Genomic DNA, 17,158 nt, shown 5'->3' on the forward strand with positions numbered 1-17,158 from the left:
CATCCGTCCGATTTGCCTTACGGGCACGGGCACTTAGGGCCGTCCCCGGCCGTTCACCAAACGGCGGCCGGGGACGGTACCGTTCGGTAAGGAGCGGGGTTCGTGCCCTGCTGCCAGCGCCAATTGCCTGTACGAGACGGAGTGGCACCGGATGCAGCACGCAGTGGGTTCTCCGCTGCCGCCGCCCCACCAGCCGGGGCACGGACCGGCCGTCGGCTGGTCGCCGGCCGCACACCACCCGGGTGCCCCCCACCCGGGTGCACACCAGGCATCCGCCTCGGTGCCCCCGCCGCCCCCGGCACCGGGCTTCGCCCCACAGCCTCCCCATCCGCCGGTTCCTCCGGCCCCGGACACCACCGGCCATGTGCCGCTGCCCCCCGGCGGCCCCGTCGCCGTCCCCGCGACCCCGTCCGCCGCGGTCGCGCCCGACCCGGCCGGCACGACCCTCGCGGTGCTGCTGATCGGCCCGGCGGGCGCCGGCAAGACGAGCGTCGCCAAGTACTGGGCGGACCACCGCAGGGTCCCCACCGCCCACATCAGCCTCGACGACGTCCGCGAATGGGTCCGCTCGGGCTTCGCCGACCCCCAGTCCGGCTGGAACGACCACTCCGAGGCCCAGTACCGCCTCGCCCGCCGCACCTGTGGCTTCGCCGCCCGCAACTTCCTCGCCAACGGCATCTCCTGCATCCTCGACGACGCCGTCTTCCCGGACCGGCCGGTCGTGGGCCTCGGCGGCTGGAAGCGGCACGTGGGTCCGGGGCTGCTGCCGGTGGTCCTGCTGCCGGGCCTGGAGATCGTCCTGGAACGCAACGCGGAACGCTCCGGCAACCGCCGCCTCACGGACGAGGAGGTCGCCCGCATCCACGGCCGCATGGCGGGCTGGTACGGCTCCGGCTTGCCGATCATCGACAATTCCCAGTTGGACGTCCCCCAGACGGCGCGGGTACTGGACGACGTATTGGCCCGGTCCATTGCAAGCCCGCCTAGCTGGTGACACCTAAGGAGCGCGGGGAACTGCGCGACCAGCCCCCACCCGCCGTCAGTCGGCATGCAACCTTCTAGAGGCACCCCGTCCCCCGAACGGCACCCTCCCAACCAGCACAACTCGGACACCGCTCCTACGCTCGTGTCATGTCAGAGGTCTACGCAGCCCGCCGCACAAGGCTGAGGGAACGCTGCAACGCGGTCGGCAGCACGTCGGCCCTCATCTCCCGCCCCGCCAACGTGCGCTACCTCGCGGGCGCAGCCCCGCTCGGCGCCGTCCTGCTCCTCGGCAAGACCGAGGACCTGCTGGTGTGCTCCGGCCCACCGGACGACCGTCCCTCGGAGGGCCGCCCGGACGAGGCGCTGAGAGTGCACATCCTCCCCGGCGCCGGAGGCGACCCCGCCGTCGCCGCCGGTGACCTCGCCGCCGCACAGGGCGGCGATTCCGTCGCGGTGGAGGAGCACCATCTCACCGTCGCCCGGCACAGAGCCCTCCGCTCGGTCGTCCCGCGGCTGCGGCTCACCGACCTCGGCGGAGCCGTCGAGCAGCTCCGGATCATCAAGGACGAGGAGGAGATCTCCTGCCTCCGGATCGGCGCGGAGATCGCCGACCAGGCCCTGGGGGAGCTCCTGGAGTCCATCCTCGTCGGCCGCACCGAACGGCACCTTGCTCTGGAGCTGGAGCGGCGCCTCGTGGATCACGGCGCCGACGGCCCCGCCTTCCCCACCTCCGTCGCCACCGGCCCGTATTCCGGCCGGCGGGCCCACCGCCCCACCGACCGCCGAGTCGAGGAGGGCGACTTTCTCTCCGTGTGCCTCGGGGCGACGTACCGCGGCTACCGCTGTGAGATCGGCCGTACGTTCGTGATCGGTACGTCGCCGGCGGACTGGCAGATCGAGCTGTACGACCTCGTCTTCGCTGCCCAGCGGGCCGGACGGGAGGCTCTCGCACCGGGCGCGGCCTACCGTGACGTGGACCGTGCGGCCCGGCAGGTACTGGACTCCGCGGGGTACGCGGAGGCCCTTCCGGTGCTGACCGGACACGGCGTGGGACTCGAAATCGAGGAGGACCCGCAGCTGGCCCCCGCAGCCATGGGTAAACTGGACGCTTGCGTGCCGGTCACCGTCGAACCGGGGGTCCACCTCCCGGGCCGGGGCGGTGTCCGGATCGATGACACGCTCGTCGTACGCCCCGAGGCGGACGGCGGACCCGAGCTACTCACCATCACGACCAAGGAGCTGCTCGCCCTCTAGTCAGGTGCGTGCGCCGGGGTCGTCCACGTCAGTCCAGGAGATTCCGCAACCGTGGCTTCCACGAACGACCTCAAGAACGGCCTTGTGCTCAAGCTCGAAGGCGGCCAGCTCTGGTCCGTCGTCGAGTTCCAGCACGTCAAGCCCGGCAAGGGCCCGGCCTTCGTGCGCACCAAGCTCAAGAACGTGCTGTCCGGCAAGGTCGTCGACAAGACGTTCAACGCCGGCGTCAAGGTCGAGACGGCCACTGTCGACAAGCGCGACATGCAGTTCTCGTACATGGACGGCGAGTACTTCGTCTTCATGGACATGGAGACCTACGACCAGCTGATGATCGACCGCAAGACGGTCGCCGACGCCGCGAACTTCCTCATCGAGGGCTTCACGGCCACCGTCGCGCAGCACGAGGGCGAGGTGCTCTTCGTCGAGCTGCCGGCCGCCGTCGAGCTCGTGGTCCAGGAGACCGAGCCGGGCCTGCAGGGCGACCGCTCCACCGGTGGCACCAAGCCCGCCACCCTGGAGACCGGTCACCAGATCAACGTGCCGCTCTTCATCACCACCGGTGAGAAGATCAAGGTCGACACCCGCACGAGCGACTACCTCGGCCGGGTGAACAGCTAACCGTGGCTGCCCGCAACACGGCCCGCAAGCGCGCCTTCCAGATCCTCTTCGAGGGCGACCAGCGCGGCGTCGATGTCCTGACGGTCCTGGCGGACTGGATCCGGCTGTCCCGGGACGACACCCGGCAGCCGCCGGTCAGCGAGTACACGATGCAGTTGGTCGAGGGCTACGCGGAGCACGCGAAGCGCATCGACGAGCTGATCGCGCAGTACTCGGTCGGCTGGACGCTCGACCGGATGCCGGTCGTGGACCGCAACATCCTGCGTCTCGGCGCGCACGAGCTGATCTGGGTCGACGCGACCCCCGACGCCGTCGTGCTGGACGAGATGGTGCAGCTGGCGAAGGAGTTCTCCACGGACGAGTCGCCGGCGTTCGTGAACGGCCTGCTGGGCCGTTTCAAGGACCTGAAGCCGTCTCTGCGTCGCGACGAGGCGTAGGAGGCCGCCAGGTCGCCAGAGGTACGACATGCCAGAGGGCCCGCAGCGTGACTGCTGCGGGCCCTCTGGCATCCCGGTGCCCCTGGGGCCCCCGAGGGCCGCAGAAAGCCGCCGGGGTGGCCGGAACCGTGAAGTTCCGGCCACCCCGGCGGCACGTTTCTGCTGAGGCGGGAAGCGGCTCAGCCCTCGTCGTGGGAGACCGCGCGACGCGCGTCGGCGTCCAGGACGCCCCAGCTGATCAGCTGCTCGGTGAGGACCGAGGGCGACTGGTCGTAGATGACGGCGAGTGTGCGCAGGTCGTCCTGGCGGATCGAGAGCACCTTGCCGTTGTAGTCACCGCGCTGCGACTGGATCGTCGCGGCGTAGCGCTGCAGGGGGCCCGCCTTCTCGGCCGGCACATGGGCCAGCCGCTCCAGGTCGAGGACCAGCTTCGGCGGCGGCTCGGCGGCTCCGCCCGGCGTGGTGCCCGGCAGCAGCTCCTGGACGGGTACGCCGTAGAAATCCGCCAACTCGGCGAGACGCTGTACGGTCACGGCGCGGTCGCCACGCTCGTACGAACCGACCACGACCGCCTTCCAGCGTCCCTGGGACTTCTCCTCGACACCGTGGAGGGAAAGGCCCTGCTGGGTGCGGATGGCCCGGAGCTTGGCCCCGAGCTGTTTGGCGTATTCGCTGGACATATAGCTCCCCGGACACTGGATCAACGCGACTGGGGTTGTTTCCTGCCGCGCGTCTGGTAACTCACTGTGAGGTTACGCAGCGTGACTCTTGTGCGTCAAGCCGAATGGTCCACACCGACTCTTCCGTGCCCGCGGTGGCTGATTGGGCCAAGGGGGTGAACGGGGTGGTCGTCCGGGCCTGCTAACGTGGATGGCGCAATTCCGACGTCCTTTAAGGTCCGTCCCGTGAGGCGGAGAAGGAGGTCCGTTTCATATGGACAAGCAGGACAACCAGCAGGACGCACCGTCCGATGCCCGGCCCGTTCTCGAAGGCCCCGACATCGCACGCGTGCTGACCCGCATCGCCCACGAGATCGTCGAGCGCGCCAAGGGCGCCGACGACGTGGTGCTCCTCGGCATCCCGACCCGCGGCGTCTTCCTCGCCCAGCGGCTCGCCACCAAGCTCGAGGAGATCACCGAGCGCAAGATTCCGGTCGGTTCGCTCGACATCACCATGTACCGGGACGATCTGCGCATGCACCCGCCGCGTGCGCTGGCCCGCACCGACATCCCCGGTGACGGCATCGACGGCCGTCTCGTCGTCCTCGTCGACGACGTGCTCTTCTCCGGCCGCACCATCCGCGCCGCCCTCGACGCCCTGAACGACATCGGGCGTCCGCGCGCGGTGCAGCTCGCGGTCCTCGTCGACCGCGGCCACCGCGAACTGCCCATCCGCGCCGACTACGTCGGCAAGAACCTCCCCACGTCGTTGCGGGAGACGGTCAAGGTCCTGCTCGCCGAGGAGGACGGTCGCGACACCGTGCTGCTCGGCGCCAAGCAGACCCCGTAGCGAGACGGCGAGGGACGCCTGACTTCGGCGTGCCCGCACTTGCCCGTAATCTCCCGAACTTCCCTACGGAGCCTGACAGATGCAGCGTCATCTCATCTCGGCCGCCGACCTCACCCGCGACGACGCCGTCCTGATCCTCGACACCGCCGAGGAGATGGCCCGGGTCGCCGACCGGCCGATCAAGAAGCTGCCGACCCTGCGCGGCCGCACGATCGTCAACCTCTTCTTCGAGGACTCCACGCGCACGCGTATCTCCTTCGAGGCCGCGGAGAAGCGCCTCTCCGCGGACGTCATCAACTTCACGGCCAAGGGGTCGAGCGTGTCCAAGGGCGAGTCCCTCAAGGACACCGCCCAGACCCTGGAGGCCATGGGCGTCGACGCCGTCGTCATCCGGCACGGCGCCTCCGGAGCCCCCTACCGGCTCGCCACCTCCGGCTGGATCGACGCCGTCGTGATCAATGCCGGTGACGGCACCCACCAGCACCCCACCCAGGCCCTGTTGGACGCCTTCACCATGCGCCGCCGCCTCATCGGCAGGGACGCCGGCCTCGGGCAGGACCTGTCCGGCAAGCGCATCACGCTCGTCGGCGACGTCCTGCACAGCCGGGTCGCCCGCTCCAACGTCGACCTGCTGCACACCCTCGGCGCCGAGGTCACCCTCGTCGCCCCGCCCACCCTGGTGCCGGTCGGCGTCGAGTCCTGGCCGTGCGAGGTGTCGTACGACCTGGACAGCACGCTCTCCAAGTCCGACGCGGTGATGATGCTGCGCGTCCAGCGCGAGCGCATGAACGCCGCGTTCTTCCCGACCGAGCGCGAGTACTCGCGGCGCTACGGCCTCGACGGCGAGCGCATGGCGAAGATGCCCGAGCACGCCATCGTGATGCACCCCGGACCGATGGTCCGCGGCATGGAGATCACCGCCGAGGTCGCCGACTCCGACCGCTGCACCGTCGTCGAGCAGGTCGCAAACGGAGTCTCCATCCGGATGGCCGTTCTGTACCTGCTGCTGGGTGGCAACGAGCCCGCCGTCAGCCACACCCGTATCGAGGAGAAGTAAGAGACATGAGCAAGATCCTGATCCGTGGTGCGAAGGTGCTCGGCGGCGAGCCGCAGGACGTCCTGATCGACGCCGGCGTCATCGCCGAGGTGGGCACCGGTCTGCCGGACGAGGGCGCCGAGGTCGTCGAGGCGGGCGGCAAGGTCCTCCTCCCTGGCCTCGTCGACCTGCACACCCATCTGCGCGAGCCCGGTCGCGAGGACTCCGAGACCGTCCTGACCGGCACGCGCGCGGCGGCCTCCGGTGGCTACACGGCCGTCTTCGCCATGGCCAACACCTTCCCGGTCGCCGACACCGCCGGTGTGGTCGAGCAGGTCTACCGGCTCGGCCAGGAGCACGGGCACTGCGATGTGCAGCCCATCGGTGCCGTCACCGTCGGCCTGGAGGGCCGCAAGCTCGCCGAGCTGGGGGCCATGCACGAGTCGGCGGCCGGTGTGACCGTGTTCTCCGACGACGGCAAGTGCGTGGACGACGCGGTGATCATGCGCCGGGCGCTGGAGTACGTGAAGGCCTTCGGCGGGGTCGTCGCCCAGCACGCGCAGGAGCCGCGGCTGACCGAGGGCGCCCAGATGAACGAGGGCGTCGTCTCGGCCGAGCTGGGTCTCGGCGGCTGGCCCGCGGTGGCCGAAGAATCGATCATCGCCCGGGATGTCCTGCTCGCCGAGCACGTCGGTTCCCGCGTCCACATCTGCCACCTGTCGACCGCCGGCTCCGTCGAGATCGTCCGCTGGGCCAAGTCCCGCGGCATCGACGTCACCGCCGAGGTCACCCCGCACCACCTGCTCCTCACCGACGAACTGGTGCGCACGTACAACCCGGTCTACAAGGTCAACCCGCCGCTGCGCACCGAGCGCGACGTGTTCGCCCTGCGCGAGGCGCTGGCCGACGGCACGATCGACATCGTCGCCACCGACCACGCCCCGCACCCGCACGAGGACAAGGACTGCGAGTGGGCCGCGGCCGCCATGGGGATGGTCGGCCTGGAGACCGCGTTGTCAGTGGTGCAGGAGACCATGGTGGACACCGGACTCCTCACCTGGGCCGGGGTCGCCGACCGCATGTCCTTCAAGCCCGCGCAGATCGGGCGGGCCACCGGTCACGGCCGCCCCGTCTCGGCAGGTGAGCCCGCCAACCTCACGCTCGTCGACACGGAATACCGTGGGGACGTGGACCCCGCGGGCTTCGCCTCGCGCAGCCGGAACACCCCGTACGAGGGGCGTGAGCTGCCGGGCCGTGTGACGCACACCTGGCTGCGGGGCAAGGCCACGCTCGTCGACGGGAAGCTCACGTGACACCTGTAATCCTGCTGGCCGCCGAGCAGAAATCGGCTGAGGTCACCGACTGGGCCGCCCGAGTCGGGTGGCTCGTCGGACTCGCGCTGTTCGTCGCGCTCATCTACTGGCTGATGCGCGAGGGCTGGAAGTGGCGCGGCACGCTCCAGGGCGACCTGCCCGAGCTGCCCGCCCGCCCGTCTCCCACCACCACCCTCAACGGAGGCGGCAAGCCGCCCCTGCTTGGAATGCCGTCCGAGCCCGGTGCGGCGAGACTGACGATGAGCGGCCGCTACCACGGCTCCACCACCGCCGGGCAGTGGCTCGACCGCATCGTGGCGCACGGCCTCGGTACCCGCAGCCGGGTCGAGCTCACGCTGACGGACGCGGGACTGGACGTCGTACGCCCCGGCGCGGCCGACTTCTTCGTCCCCGCCGCCGCACTGCGCGAGGCCCGGCTCGACAAGGGCATCGCCGGCAAGGTCCTCACCGAGGGCGGGCTGCTGGTCGTGACCTGGGAGCACGGCGACCGGCTGCTCGACTCCGGGTTCCGCTCCGACCGCGCGGCCGAGCACAACGAGTGGGTCGACGCCATTAACTCCATGATCAACAAGACGGAAACGGAAGGCGCACGATGACGACCTCCACTAAGGGGAACGCCTCGCAGAGGAAAGGGGCGCTTCCCGCGGTACTCGTCCTGGAGGACGGCCGGATCTTCCGCGGCCGTGCCTACGGGGCCGTGGGGGAGACCTTCGGCGAGGCGGTGTTCTCCACCGGCATGACCGGCTACCAGGAGACCCTCACCGACCCGTCCTATCACCGCCAGGTCGTCGTGATGACCGCCCCGCACGTCGGCAACACCGGCGTCAACGACGAGGACGCCGAGTCGCAGCGGATCTGGGTCGCCGGCTACGTCGTGCGCGACCCCGCGCGCGTGCCCTCCAACTGGCGCTCGCGCCGCTCCCTGGACGAGGAGCTCACCCGGCAGGGGGTCGTCGGGATCTCCGGCATCGACACGCGCGCGTTGACCCGCCACCTGCGTGAGCGCGGCGCCATGCGCGTCGGCATCTTCTCCGGCGACACGCTGCCCGACGACGCCACCATGCTCGCCGAGGTCCGCCGGGCCCCCGAGATGAAGGGCGCGAACCTCTCCGCCGAGGTCGCCACCAAGGAGACGTACGTCGTCCCCGCGATCGGCGAGAAGAAGTTCACCGTCGCCGCCGTCGACCTCGGCATCAAGGGCATGACCCCGCACCGCATGGCCGAGCGCGGCATCGAGGTGCATGTGCTGCCCGCCACGGCGACCGTCGAGGACGTGTACGCCGTGAACCCGGACGGCGTGTTCTTCTCCAACGGCCCCGGCGACCCGGCCACCGCCGACCACCCGGTCTCCGTCATGCAGGCGGTCCTGGAGCGCAGGACGCCGCTCTTCGGCATCTGCTTCGGCAACCAGATCCTGGGCCGCGCCCTCGGCTTCGGCACGTACAAGCTGAAGTACGGCCACCGCGGCATCAACCAGCCCGTGCAGGACCGTACGACCGGCAAGGTCGAGGTCACCGCGCACAACCACGGCTTCGCCGTCGACGCCCCGCTCGACAAGGTGTCCGACACCCCCTACGGCCGCGCTGAGGTCTCCCACGTCTGCCTCAACGACAACGTGGTGGAGGGCCTCCAGCTGCTCGACCAGCCGGCCTTCAGCGTCCAGTACCACCCCGAAGCGGCAGCGGGCCCGCACGACGCCGCCTACCTGTTCGACCGCTTCGTATCTCTGTTGGAGGGCCAGCGTGCCTAAGCGCACCGATATCCAGTCCGTCCTGGTCATCGGCTCCGGCCCGATCGTCATCGGCCAGGCCGCCGAGTTCGACTACTCCGGCACCCAGGCGTGCCGCATCCTGCGCGCCGAGGGGATCAGGGTCATCCTGGTCAACTCCAACCCGGCGACGATCATGACCGACCCGGAGATCGCCGACGCCACCTACGTCGAGCCGATCACCCCGGAGTTCGTCGAGAAGATCATCGCCAAGGAGCGCCCCGACGCCCTGCTGCCCACCCTGGGCGGTCAGACGGCCCTCAACACGGCGATCTCGCTGCACGAGGCCGGGACGCTGGAGAAGTACGGCGTCGAGCTGATCGGCGCCAACGTCGAGGCCATCAACAAGGGCGAGGACCGCGACCTCTTCAAGGGCGTCGTCGAAGCGGTGAACGCGAAGATCGGGCACGGCGAGTCCGCCCGCTCGGTCATCTGCCACTCCATGGACGACGTCCTCAAGGGCGTCGAGACGCTCGGTGGCTACCCGGTCGTCGTCCGCCCGTCCTTCACCATGGGCGGCGCCGGCTCCGGCTTCGCCCACGACGAGGAGGAGCTGCGCCGCATCGCGGGCCAGGGCCTCACGCTCTCCCCGACCACCGAGGTGCTCCTGGAGGAGTCCATCCTCGGCTGGAAGGAGTACGAGCTGGAGCTGATGCGCGACAAGAACGACAACGTCGTGGTCGTCTGCTCCATCGAGAACTTCGACCCCATGGGCGTCCACACCGGCGACTCGATCACCGTCGCGCCCGCGATGACGCTGACCGACCGCGAGTACCAGCGCCTTCGTGACGTCGGCATCGCGATCATCCGCGAGGTCGGCGTCGACACCGGCGGCTGCAACATCCAGTTCGCCATCGACCCGGCCGACGGCCGCGTCATCGTCATCGAGATGAACCCGCGCGTGTCGCGCTCCTCGGCCCTCGCCTCCAAGGCGACCGGCTTCCCGATCGCCAAGATCGCGGCCAAGCTCGCCGTCGGCTACACCCTCGACGAGATCCCCAACGACATCACCCAGGAGACCCCGGCCTCCTTCGAGCCGACGCTCGACTACGTGGTCGTGAAGGCCCCGCGCTTCGCCTTCGAGAAGTTCCCGCAGGCCGACTCCACGCTGACCACCACCATGAAGTCGGTCGGCGAGGCCATGGCCATCGGCCGCAACTTCACCGAGGCCTTCCAGAAGGCGCTGCGCTCGCTGGAGAAGAAGGGCAGCCAGTTCACCTTCGTCGGCGAGCCCGGCGACAAGGAGGTGCTGCTGACGGAGGCCGCCCGTCCCACCGACGGCCGGATCAACACCGTCATGCAGGCCATCCGCGCGGGCGCCACGCCGGAGGAGGTCTTCGAGTACACGAAGATCGACCCCTGGTTCGTCGACCAGCTCTTCCTCATCAAGGAGATCGCCGACGAGCTCGCCGCGGCGCCCAAGCTGGACCCCGACCTGCTGGCCGAGGCCAAGCGGCACGGCTTCTCCGACCAGCAGGTCGGCGAGATCCGCGGCCTGCGCGAGGACGTCGTCCGCGAGGTCCGGCACGCGCTCGGCATCCGCCCGGTCTACAAGACGGTCGACACCTGCGCCGCCGAGTTCGCCGCGAAGACGCCGTACTTCTACTCCTCCTACGACGAGGAGACGGAGGTCGCCCCCCGCGAGAAGCCGGCCGTCATCATCCTCGGCTCCGGCCCCAACCGCATCGGCCAGGGCATCGAGTTCGACTACTCCTGCGTCCACGCCTCCTTCGCGCTGAGCGAGGCCGGGTACGAGACCGTGATGGTCAACTGCAACCCCGAGACCGTCTCCACGGACTACGACACCTCCGACCGCCTGTACTTCGAGCCGCTGACGCTGGAAGACGTGCTGGAGATCGTCCACGCGGAGTCCCTCGCGGGCCCGATCGCCGGTGTCGTCGTCCAGCTGGGCGGCCAGACCCCGCTGGGCCTGGCCCAGGCGCTGAAGGACAACGGCGTCCCGATCGTGGGCACCCCGCCGGAGGCCATCCACGCCGCCGAGGACCGCGGCGCCTTCGGCCGCGTGCTCGCCGAGGCGGGCCTCCCGGCCCCCAAGCACGGCACCGCGACCACCTTCGCCGAGGCCAAGGCCATCGCCGACGAGATCGGCTACCCGGTCCTGGTGCGGCCGTCGTACGTCCTCGGCGGACGCGGCATGGAGATCGTCTACGACGAGACCCGCCTCGCGTCCTACATCGCCGAGTCGACCGAGATCAGCCCCTCCCGGCCGGTCCTGGTCGACCGCTTCCTCGACGACGCCATCGAGATCGACGTCGACGCCCTCTACGACGGCGAGGAGCTCTACCTCGGCGGCGTCATGGAGCACATCGAGGAGGCCGGCATCCACTCCGGCGACTCGGCGTGCGCGCTGCCCCCGATCACCCTGGGCGGCTTCGACATCAAGCGCCTGCGGGCCTCCACCGAGGCGATCGCCAAGGGCGTCGGCGTCCGCGGCCTGATCAACATCCAGTTCGCGATGGCCGGCGACATCCTCTACGTCCTGGAGGCCAACCCGCGCGCGTCCCGCACCGTCCCCTTCACCTCGAAGGCGACCGCGGTACCGCTGGCCAAGGCCGCCGCCCGCATCTCGCTCGGCGCGACCGTCGCCGAACTGCGGGCCGAGGGACTGCTGCCGGCCAAGGGCGACGGCGGCGAGCTGCCGTTCGACGCGCCGATCTCCGTCAAGGAGGCCGTCATGCCGTGGTCGCGCTTCCGCGACATCCACGGACGCGGCGTCGACACCGTCCTCGGCCCGGAGATGCGCTCCACCGGCGAGGTCATGGGCATCGACTCCGTCTTCGGCACGGCGTACGCCAAGTCGCAGGCAGGTGCGTACGGCCCGCTGCCCACCAAGGGCCGCGCGTTCATCTCGGTCGCCAACCGCGACAAGCGCTCGATGATCTTCCCGGCACGCGAGCTGGTCGCCCACGGCTTCGAGCTGCTCGCCACCTCCGGCACCGCCGAGGTCCTCAAGCGCAACGGCATCAACGCCAGGATCGTGCGCAAGCAGTCCGAGGGCACCGGCCCGAACGGCGAGAAGACCATCGTCCAGCTCATCCACGACGGCGAGGTCGACCTCATCGTCAACACCCCGTACGGCACCGGTGGCCGCCTCGACGGCTACGAGATCCGTACGGCGGCCGTGGCCCGGTCGGTCCCGTGCCTGACGACGGTCCAGGCGCTCGCCGCCGCCGTCCAGGGCATCGACGCCCTCAACCACGGTGATGTGGGCGTCCGCTCACTGCAGGAACACGCGGAACACCTGACCGCCGCCCGCGACTAGCAGCCCTGAGGGGGACACCGGAAACGGTGTCCCCCTCTTCATGAGGCTTCATGAGGACACCATGTACAAGATCTTCTTCAAGCTCGTCTTCACCCGCATGGACCCCGAGAAGGCCCACTACCTCGCCTTCCGCTGGATCCGCCTCGCCGTCCGCATCCCCGTGCTCCGCACCTTCGTCGCCGCCGCGCTCGCCCCCCGCCACGAGGAGCTGCGCACCGAGGCGTTCGGGCTGCGCATGCACGGTCCCTTCGGGCTCGCCGCCGGCTTCGACAAGAACGCGGTCGCCGTCGACGGCATGTCGATGCTCGGCTTCGACCATGTCGAGATCGGCACGGTCACCGGGGAGGCACAGCCCGGCAACCCCAAGCAGCGGCTGTTCCGGCTCGTGAAGGACCGCGCGCTGATCAACCGCATGGGCTTCAACAACGAGGGCTCGCTGGCCGTGGCGGCCCGCCTGGCGTCCCGTACGCCCGTCTTCAGCACCGTCGTGGGCGTCAACATCGGCAAGACCAAGGTCGTACCGGAGGCCGAGGCCACCGCAGACTACGTGAAGTCGACCGAGCGGCTCGCGCCGTACGCCGACTACCTGGTCGTCAACGTGTCGTCGCCGAACACGCCCGGGCTGCGCAATCTGCAGGCCACCGAGGCGCTGCGGCCGCTCCTGAGCGCCGTGCGCGAGGCCGCCGACCGTACGGTCACCGGTCGCCGCGTCCCGCTCCTGGTGAAGATCGCGCCCGACCTCGCCGACGATGACGTCGACGCCGTCGCCGACCTGGCCGTGGAGCTCGGCCTGGACGGGATCATCGCCACGAACACCACCATCGCGCGCGACGGGCTCGGCCTGACATCCGAACCCTCACTGGTGAAGGAGACCGGCGGCCTGTCCGGCGCTCCGCTGAAGGCACGCTCCCTGGAGGTCCTCAGGCGCCTCTACGCGCGCGTGGGCGACCGCATCACCCTCGTGGGCGTCGGCGGCATCGAGGACGCCGAGGACGCCTGGCAGCGCATTCTCGCCGGTGCGACGCTCGTCCAGGGCTACAGCGCGTTCGTCTACGAGGGTCCCTTCTGGGGCAGGGCCATCCACAAGGGGCTCGCCGCCCGCCTCCGTACGAGCCCGTACGCCACCCTCGCCGACGCGGTCGGCGCCGACGTAAGGAAGCCGGCATGAGCGCTCTCGCACCCTTCGGCGCACGTCTTCGCCAGGTCATGGACGAGCGCGGCCCGCTGTGCGTCGGCATCGACCCGCACGCGTCCCTGCTCGCCGAGTGGGGCCTGAACGACGACGTGGCCGGACTGGAGCGGTTCAGCCGCACGGTCGTCGAGGCTGTCGCCGACCGGGTCGCCGTCCTCAAGCCGCAGAGTGCTTTCTTCGAGCGCTTCGGGTCGCGCGGTGTCGCCGTCCTGGAGAAGTCGGTCGAGCAGGCGCGGGCCGCCGGTGCGCTGGTCGTCATGGACGCCAAGCGCGGCGACATCGGCTCGACCATGGCCGCCTACGCGGAGGCGTTCCTGCACAAGGACTCCCCGCTGTTCTCCGACGCGCTCACCGTCTCGCCGTACCTCGGCTACGGCTCGCTCTCGCCGGCGGTCGCGCTGGCGCGGGAGAGCGGCGCCGGCCTGTTCGTGCTGGCGCTGACGTCCAACCCCGAGGGCGGCGAGGTCCAGCACGCGATCCGTGCGGACGGCCGTGACGTCGGCGCGACGATGCTGGCGCATCTGGCGGCCGAGAACACGGGGGAGGAGCCCCTGGGGTCCTTCGGCGCCGTCGTGGGCGCCACGCTCGGCGATCTGTCGTCCTACGACCTGGACATCAACGGTCCGCTCCTCGCGCCCGGCATCGGCGCCCAGGGGGCCACTCCGGCCGACCTTCCCACGGTGTTCGGCTCCGTGGTGCGCAATGTCGTCCCCAACGTCAGCCGGGGGGTCCTGCGGCACGGTCCCGACGTCGGGGCGCTGCGGGCGGCCGCGGAGCGGTTCGCGGAGGAGACCAGGGCCGCCGTGGCGTGAGACCGGCGGTGCCATGGCGGTCGTATGACCGCCGTCCGAGGCGTTCGAGACGTTCGGATGAGACCTCCGATGAGTGCTTCCAGGACGACTTGAGGCTGAATACATTCTCAAATCCGGGGCAGTATGCCTGAAATGTCCGGCCTGACGGAGGCTGACCAGGACTTTTCCGCTGTTCTCGCTGACTCTGGCGGAGTTGGCCGCTAGTCTCCGACGCAGAGTGAACGGGCAAGCGTGTTGCTCGTGGCTCCCCAGGTGTGGGGCGACTAGGTTCCTCACCGGTCCGTATCCGACAGTTCAACATCCGAGGTGACGTAGGCGTGGCTCTTCCGCCCCTTACCCCTGAACAGCGCGCAGCCGCGCTCGAAAAGGCCGCCGCGGCTCGCCGGGAGCGGGCCGAGGTCAAGAATCGACTCAAGCACTCCGGCGCCTCTCTTCACGAGGTCATCAAGCAGGGCCAGGAGAACGACGTCATCGGCAAGATGAAGGTCTCCGCCCTGCTCGAGTCGCTACCGGGCGTGGGCAAGGTCCGCGCCAAGCAGATCATGGAGCGTCTGGGCATCTCCGAGAGCCGCCGTGTGCGTGGTCTCGGTTCGAACCAGATCGCTTCTCTGGAGCGTGAGTTCGGCAGTACCGGTTCCTGAGTCCGGACCGGGAGTCCCGGGCACCCCGGGATTGCTGGAATAATCGCTGCATGAGTGAACGTCCGCGGCTGACCGTGCTCTCCGGCCCCTCAGGGGTCGGCAAGAGCACGGTCGTCGCCCATATGCGCAAGGAACACCCCGAGGTCTGGCTCTCGGTGTCGGCGACGACCCGCAAGCCCCGCCCCGGCGAGAAGCACGGTGTCCACTACTTCTTCGTCACCGACGAGGAGATGGACAAGCTGATCGCCAACGGTGAGCTGCTGGAGTGGGCCGAGTTCGCCGGCAATCGCTACGGCACCCCGCGCAACGCGGTGCTGGAGCGGCTGGAGGCGGGCGAGCCGGTTCTTCTGGAGATCGATCTCCAGGGCGCCCGGCAGGTCCGCGAGTCCATGTCGGAGGCCCAGCTGGTGTTCCTGGCCCCTCCCTCCTGGGAGGAGCTCGTGCGCAGGCTCACCGGGCGTGGCACCGAGCCGCCCGCTGTGATCGAACGCCGTCTTGAGGCGGCGAAGGTCGAACTGGCGGCCGAGCCCGAGTTCGATGTGACCTTGGTCAACACCTCCGTCGAGGACGTGGCGCGTGAGCTGCTAGGCTTGATGGATGTTGTGTGATCGTGCCTGATCGTTGAGGCTTGATCATTTACACTGATTCTTTCCCACCCATCGGAAGGCAGAGCGTGTCCTCTTCCATCACCGCGCCCGAGGGCATCATCAACCCTCCGATCGACGAGCTCCTCGAGGCCACCGACTCGAAGTACAGCCTCGTGATCTACGCGGCCAAGCGTGCGCGGCAGATCAACGCGTACTACTCGCAGCTCGGCGAGGGCCTCCTCGAGTACGTCGGTCCGCTCGTCGACACCCACGTGCACGAGAAGCCGCTCTCGATCGCGCTCCGCGAGATCAACGCGGGTCTGCTGACGTCCGAGGCCGTCGAGGGCCCCGCGCAGTAACCAGTATTTTCGGCTTTGAGCTGGCTTTCCACAGGCCCGGCAGCGCGACTGTCGGGCCTGTGGTCTGCTCGGGGGCGCGGGGGTCTTCCTCCGCTGTGATGCAGCATGGAGTCGTCGGTTCGAGGGATGGGAGACCTGGTGGACAAGCCGAGGGTCGTGCTGGGGGTCAGCGGTGGCATCGCCGCGTACAAGGCCTGTGAGCTGTTGCGCAGACTGACGGAGTCGGGCCACGACGTACGCGTGGTGCCCACCGCCTCCGCCCTGCACTTCGTCGGTGCCGCCACCTGGTCCGCCCTCTCTGGCCACCCCGTCTCGACCGAGGTGTGGGACGACGTCCACGAGGTGCCGCACGTCCGCATCGGGCAGCACGCCGACCTCGTGATCGTCGCCCCGGCCACGGCCGACATGCTCGCGAAGGCGGCCCACGGCCTCGCGGACGACCTGCTCACCAACACACTCCTGACCGCCCGCTGTCCGGTCGTCTTCGCCCCCGCAATGCACACCGAGATGTGGGAGCACCCGGCCACCCAGGAGAACGTGGCGACCCTGCGCCGCCGGGGCGCGGTCGTCGTCGAGCCGGCCGTCGGGCGCCTCACCGGCGTCGACACCGGCAAGGGCCGGCTGCCCGACCCGGGTGAGATCTTCGAGGTCTGCCGCCGCGTCCTCGCCCGGGGCGTCACCGAGCCGGACCTGAAGGGACGGCACGTCGTCGTCAGCGCCGGCGGCACCCGTGAGCCCCTCGACCCGGTCCGCTTCCTCGGCAACCGCTCCTCCGGCAAGCAGGGTTACGCCCTCGCCCGCACCGCCGCCGCCCGCGGCGCGCGCGTCACGCTCATCGCCGCGAACACCGGGCTGCCGGACCCGGCGGGGGTGGACATCGTCCCGGTCGGCACGGCCGTACAACTGCGTGAAGCCGTCCTGAAGGCGGCCGAGGACGCCGACGCGGTCGTCATGGCCGCCGCGGTCGCGGACTTCCGGCCGGAGACATACGCGGCCGGGAAGATCAAGAAGAAGGACGGCCAGGATCCGGAACCCATCGTTCTGGTGCGGAATCCGGACATCCTGGCGGAGGTCTCGGCCGACCGGGCCCGCCCCGGACAGGTGGTCGTCGGGTTCGCCGCCGAGACGGACGACGTGCTGGCCAACGGCCGTACGAAGCTCGCCCGCAAGGGGTGCGACCTTCTCGTCGTCAACGAGGTGGGGGAGCGCAAGACTTTCGGGGCGGAAGAGAACGAGGCGGTGGTGCTGGGCGCCGACGGCACCGAGACGCCGGTCCCGCACGGACCGAAGGAAGCATTGGCCGAAATCGTATGGGATCTGGTGGCCCGGCGCATGAAGTGAATG

At 69.8% G+C, this 17,158-nt stretch carries 17 protein-coding genes; 16 read left to right on the forward strand and 1 reads right to left on the reverse strand.

The window, feature by feature from the left end; translation table 11 throughout:
• Positions 1-151: 151 nt before the first annotated feature.
• The 4 genes from QF037_RS38270 (at position 152) to nusB (ending at position 3,293) form a co-directional block, all read left to right on the forward strand.
• The gene (locus tag QF037_RS38270) at positions 152-994 is read left to right on the forward strand and encodes a Pro-rich N-terminal domain-containing protein (protein ID WP_307033275.1); all 843 of its coding nucleotides are present in this window, start codon (positions 152-154) and stop codon (positions 992-994) included.
• Positions 995-1,131: 137 nt separating this feature from the next.
• Entirely contained in the window at positions 1,132-2,238 is a 1,107-nt protein-coding gene (locus QF037_RS38275; RefSeq protein WP_307033277.1) for an aminopeptidase P family protein, read from the forward strand.
• 51 nt (positions 2,239-2,289) lie between these two features.
• Entirely contained in the window at positions 2,290-2,856 is a 567-nt protein-coding gene (gene efp, locus QF037_RS38280) for an elongation factor P (protein WP_046260055.1), read from the forward strand.
• Between the two features lie 2 nt (positions 2,857-2,858).
• Complete coding sequence (nusB, locus tag QF037_RS38285) at positions 2,859-3,293, forward strand: transcription antitermination factor NusB (RefSeq protein WP_046260054.1); 435 nt, start codon at positions 2,859-2,861, stop codon at positions 3,291-3,293.
• A 179-nt stretch (positions 3,294-3,472) separates the two neighbouring features.
• Here the strand turns inward: nusB and bldD are convergent, their stop codons facing one another.
• On the reverse strand, positions 3,473-3,973 hold the full coding sequence (bldD, locus tag QF037_RS38290; RefSeq protein WP_067366005.1) for a transcriptional regulator BldD: 501 nt from the start codon (positions 3,971-3,973) through the stop codon (positions 3,473-3,475).
• 253 nt (positions 3,974-4,226) lie between these two features.
• Between bldD and pyrR the strand changes: the two genes are divergently transcribed.
• From pyrR to coaBC, 12 genes are all read left to right on the forward strand, one after another.
• Positions 4,227-4,802, forward strand: a complete 576-nt coding sequence (pyrR, locus tag QF037_RS38295) for a bifunctional pyr operon transcriptional regulator/uracil phosphoribosyltransferase PyrR (RefSeq protein WP_307033280.1) — start codon at positions 4,227-4,229, stop codon at positions 4,800-4,802.
• 79 nt (positions 4,803-4,881) lie between these two features.
• Positions 4,882-5,859, forward strand: a complete 978-nt coding sequence (locus QF037_RS38300; protein WP_307033282.1) for an aspartate carbamoyltransferase catalytic subunit — start codon at positions 4,882-4,884, stop codon at positions 5,857-5,859.
• 5 nt (positions 5,860-5,864) lie between these two features.
• Complete coding sequence (locus QF037_RS38305; protein ID WP_307033284.1) at positions 5,865-7,151, forward strand: dihydroorotase; 1,287 nt, start codon at positions 5,865-5,867, stop codon at positions 7,149-7,151.
• Entirely contained in the window at positions 7,148-7,768 is a 621-nt protein-coding gene (locus QF037_RS38310; RefSeq protein ID WP_307033286.1) for a PH-like domain-containing protein, read from the forward strand. Before QF037_RS38305 ends, QF037_RS38310 begins: the two co-directional genes overlap by 4 nt.
• The gene (carA, locus tag QF037_RS38315) at positions 7,765-8,922 is read left to right on the forward strand and encodes a glutamine-hydrolyzing carbamoyl-phosphate synthase small subunit (protein WP_307033288.1); all 1,158 of its coding nucleotides are present in this window, start codon (positions 7,765-7,767) and stop codon (positions 8,920-8,922) included. The genes QF037_RS38310 and carA overlap by 4 nt, the downstream gene beginning before the upstream one ends.
• A complete protein-coding gene (carB, locus tag QF037_RS38320; protein WP_307033290.1) occupies positions 8,915-12,223 on the forward strand; it encodes a carbamoyl-phosphate synthase large subunit in 3,309 nt (1,102 codons plus the stop codon). Before carA ends, carB begins: the two co-directional genes overlap by 8 nt.
• 61 nt (positions 12,224-12,284) lie before the next feature.
• Positions 12,285-13,391, forward strand: a complete 1,107-nt coding sequence (locus QF037_RS38325) for a quinone-dependent dihydroorotate dehydrogenase (RefSeq protein ID WP_307037574.1) — start codon at positions 12,285-12,287, stop codon at positions 13,389-13,391.
• On the forward strand, positions 13,388-14,227 hold the full coding sequence (gene pyrF / locus QF037_RS38330; protein WP_307033292.1) for an orotidine-5'-phosphate decarboxylase: 840 nt from the start codon (positions 13,388-13,390) through the stop codon (positions 14,225-14,227). The genes QF037_RS38325 and pyrF overlap by 4 nt, the downstream gene beginning before the upstream one ends.
• Before the next feature lie 317 nt (positions 14,228-14,544).
• Entirely contained in the window at positions 14,545-14,868 is a 324-nt protein-coding gene (locus tag QF037_RS38335) for an integration host factor (RefSeq protein WP_003977346.1), read from the forward strand.
• A gap of 50 nt (positions 14,869-14,918) precedes the next feature.
• Positions 14,919-15,476 (forward strand): guanylate kinase, encoded by a 558-nt coding sequence (gene gmk, locus QF037_RS38340; protein WP_307033294.1) that lies wholly within the window; start codon positions 14,919-14,921, stop codon positions 15,474-15,476.
• A gap of 65 nt (positions 15,477-15,541) precedes the next feature.
• Positions 15,542-15,814: a DNA-directed RNA polymerase subunit omega gene (gene rpoZ / locus QF037_RS38345; protein WP_003982715.1), complete on the forward strand. Its 273-nt coding sequence runs from the start codon at positions 15,542-15,544 to the stop codon at positions 15,812-15,814.
• Positions 15,815-15,952: 138 nt separating this feature from the next.
• Positions 15,953-17,155 carry a bifunctional phosphopantothenoylcysteine decarboxylase/phosphopantothenate--cysteine ligase CoaBC gene (gene coaBC / locus QF037_RS38350; RefSeq protein WP_307033306.1) on the forward strand — a complete coding sequence of 401 codons (1,203 nt, stop codon included), beginning with the start codon at positions 15,953-15,955 and terminating at the stop codon, positions 17,153-17,155.
• Positions 17,156-17,158: the final 3 nt, after the last annotated feature.

It is taken from the genome of Streptomyces canus, assembly GCF_030815415.1.
Classification (GTDB): domain Bacteria; phylum Actinomycetota; class Actinomycetes; order Streptomycetales; family Streptomycetaceae; genus Streptomyces; species Streptomyces canus_F.

Bases quoted from the DNA above. Each gene is read 5' to 3' on its own strand.
- QF037_RS38270 (WP_307033275.1), top strand. From the start codon at position 152: ATGCAGCACGCAGTGGGTTCTCCGCTGCCGCCGCCCCACCAGCCGGGG.
- QF037_RS38275 (WP_307033277.1), top strand. From the start codon at position 1,132: ATGTCAGAGGTCTACGCAGCCCGCCGCACAAGGCTGAGGGAACGCTGC.
- bldD (WP_067366005.1), bottom strand. From the start codon at position 3,973: ATGTCCAGCGAATACGCCAAACAGCTCGGGGCCAAGCTCCGGGCCATC.
- pyrR (WP_307033280.1), top strand. From the start codon at position 4,227: ATGGACAAGCAGGACAACCAGCAGGACGCACCGTCCGATGCCCGGCCC.
- QF037_RS38300 (WP_307033282.1), top strand. From the start codon at position 4,882: ATGCAGCGTCATCTCATCTCGGCCGCCGACCTCACCCGCGACGACGCC.
- QF037_RS38305 (WP_307033284.1), top strand. From the start codon at position 5,865: ATGAGCAAGATCCTGATCCGTGGTGCGAAGGTGCTCGGCGGCGAGCCG.
- carA (WP_307033288.1), top strand. From the start codon at position 7,765: ATGACGACCTCCACTAAGGGGAACGCCTCGCAGAGGAAAGGGGCGCTT.
- QF037_RS38325 (WP_307037574.1), top strand. From the start codon at position 12,285: ATGTACAAGATCTTCTTCAAGCTCGTCTTCACCCGCATGGACCCCGAG.
- pyrF (WP_307033292.1), top strand. From the start codon at position 13,388: ATGAGCGCTCTCGCACCCTTCGGCGCACGTCTTCGCCAGGTCATGGAC.
- gmk (WP_307033294.1), top strand. From the start codon at position 14,919: ATGAGTGAACGTCCGCGGCTGACCGTGCTCTCCGGCCCCTCAGGGGTC.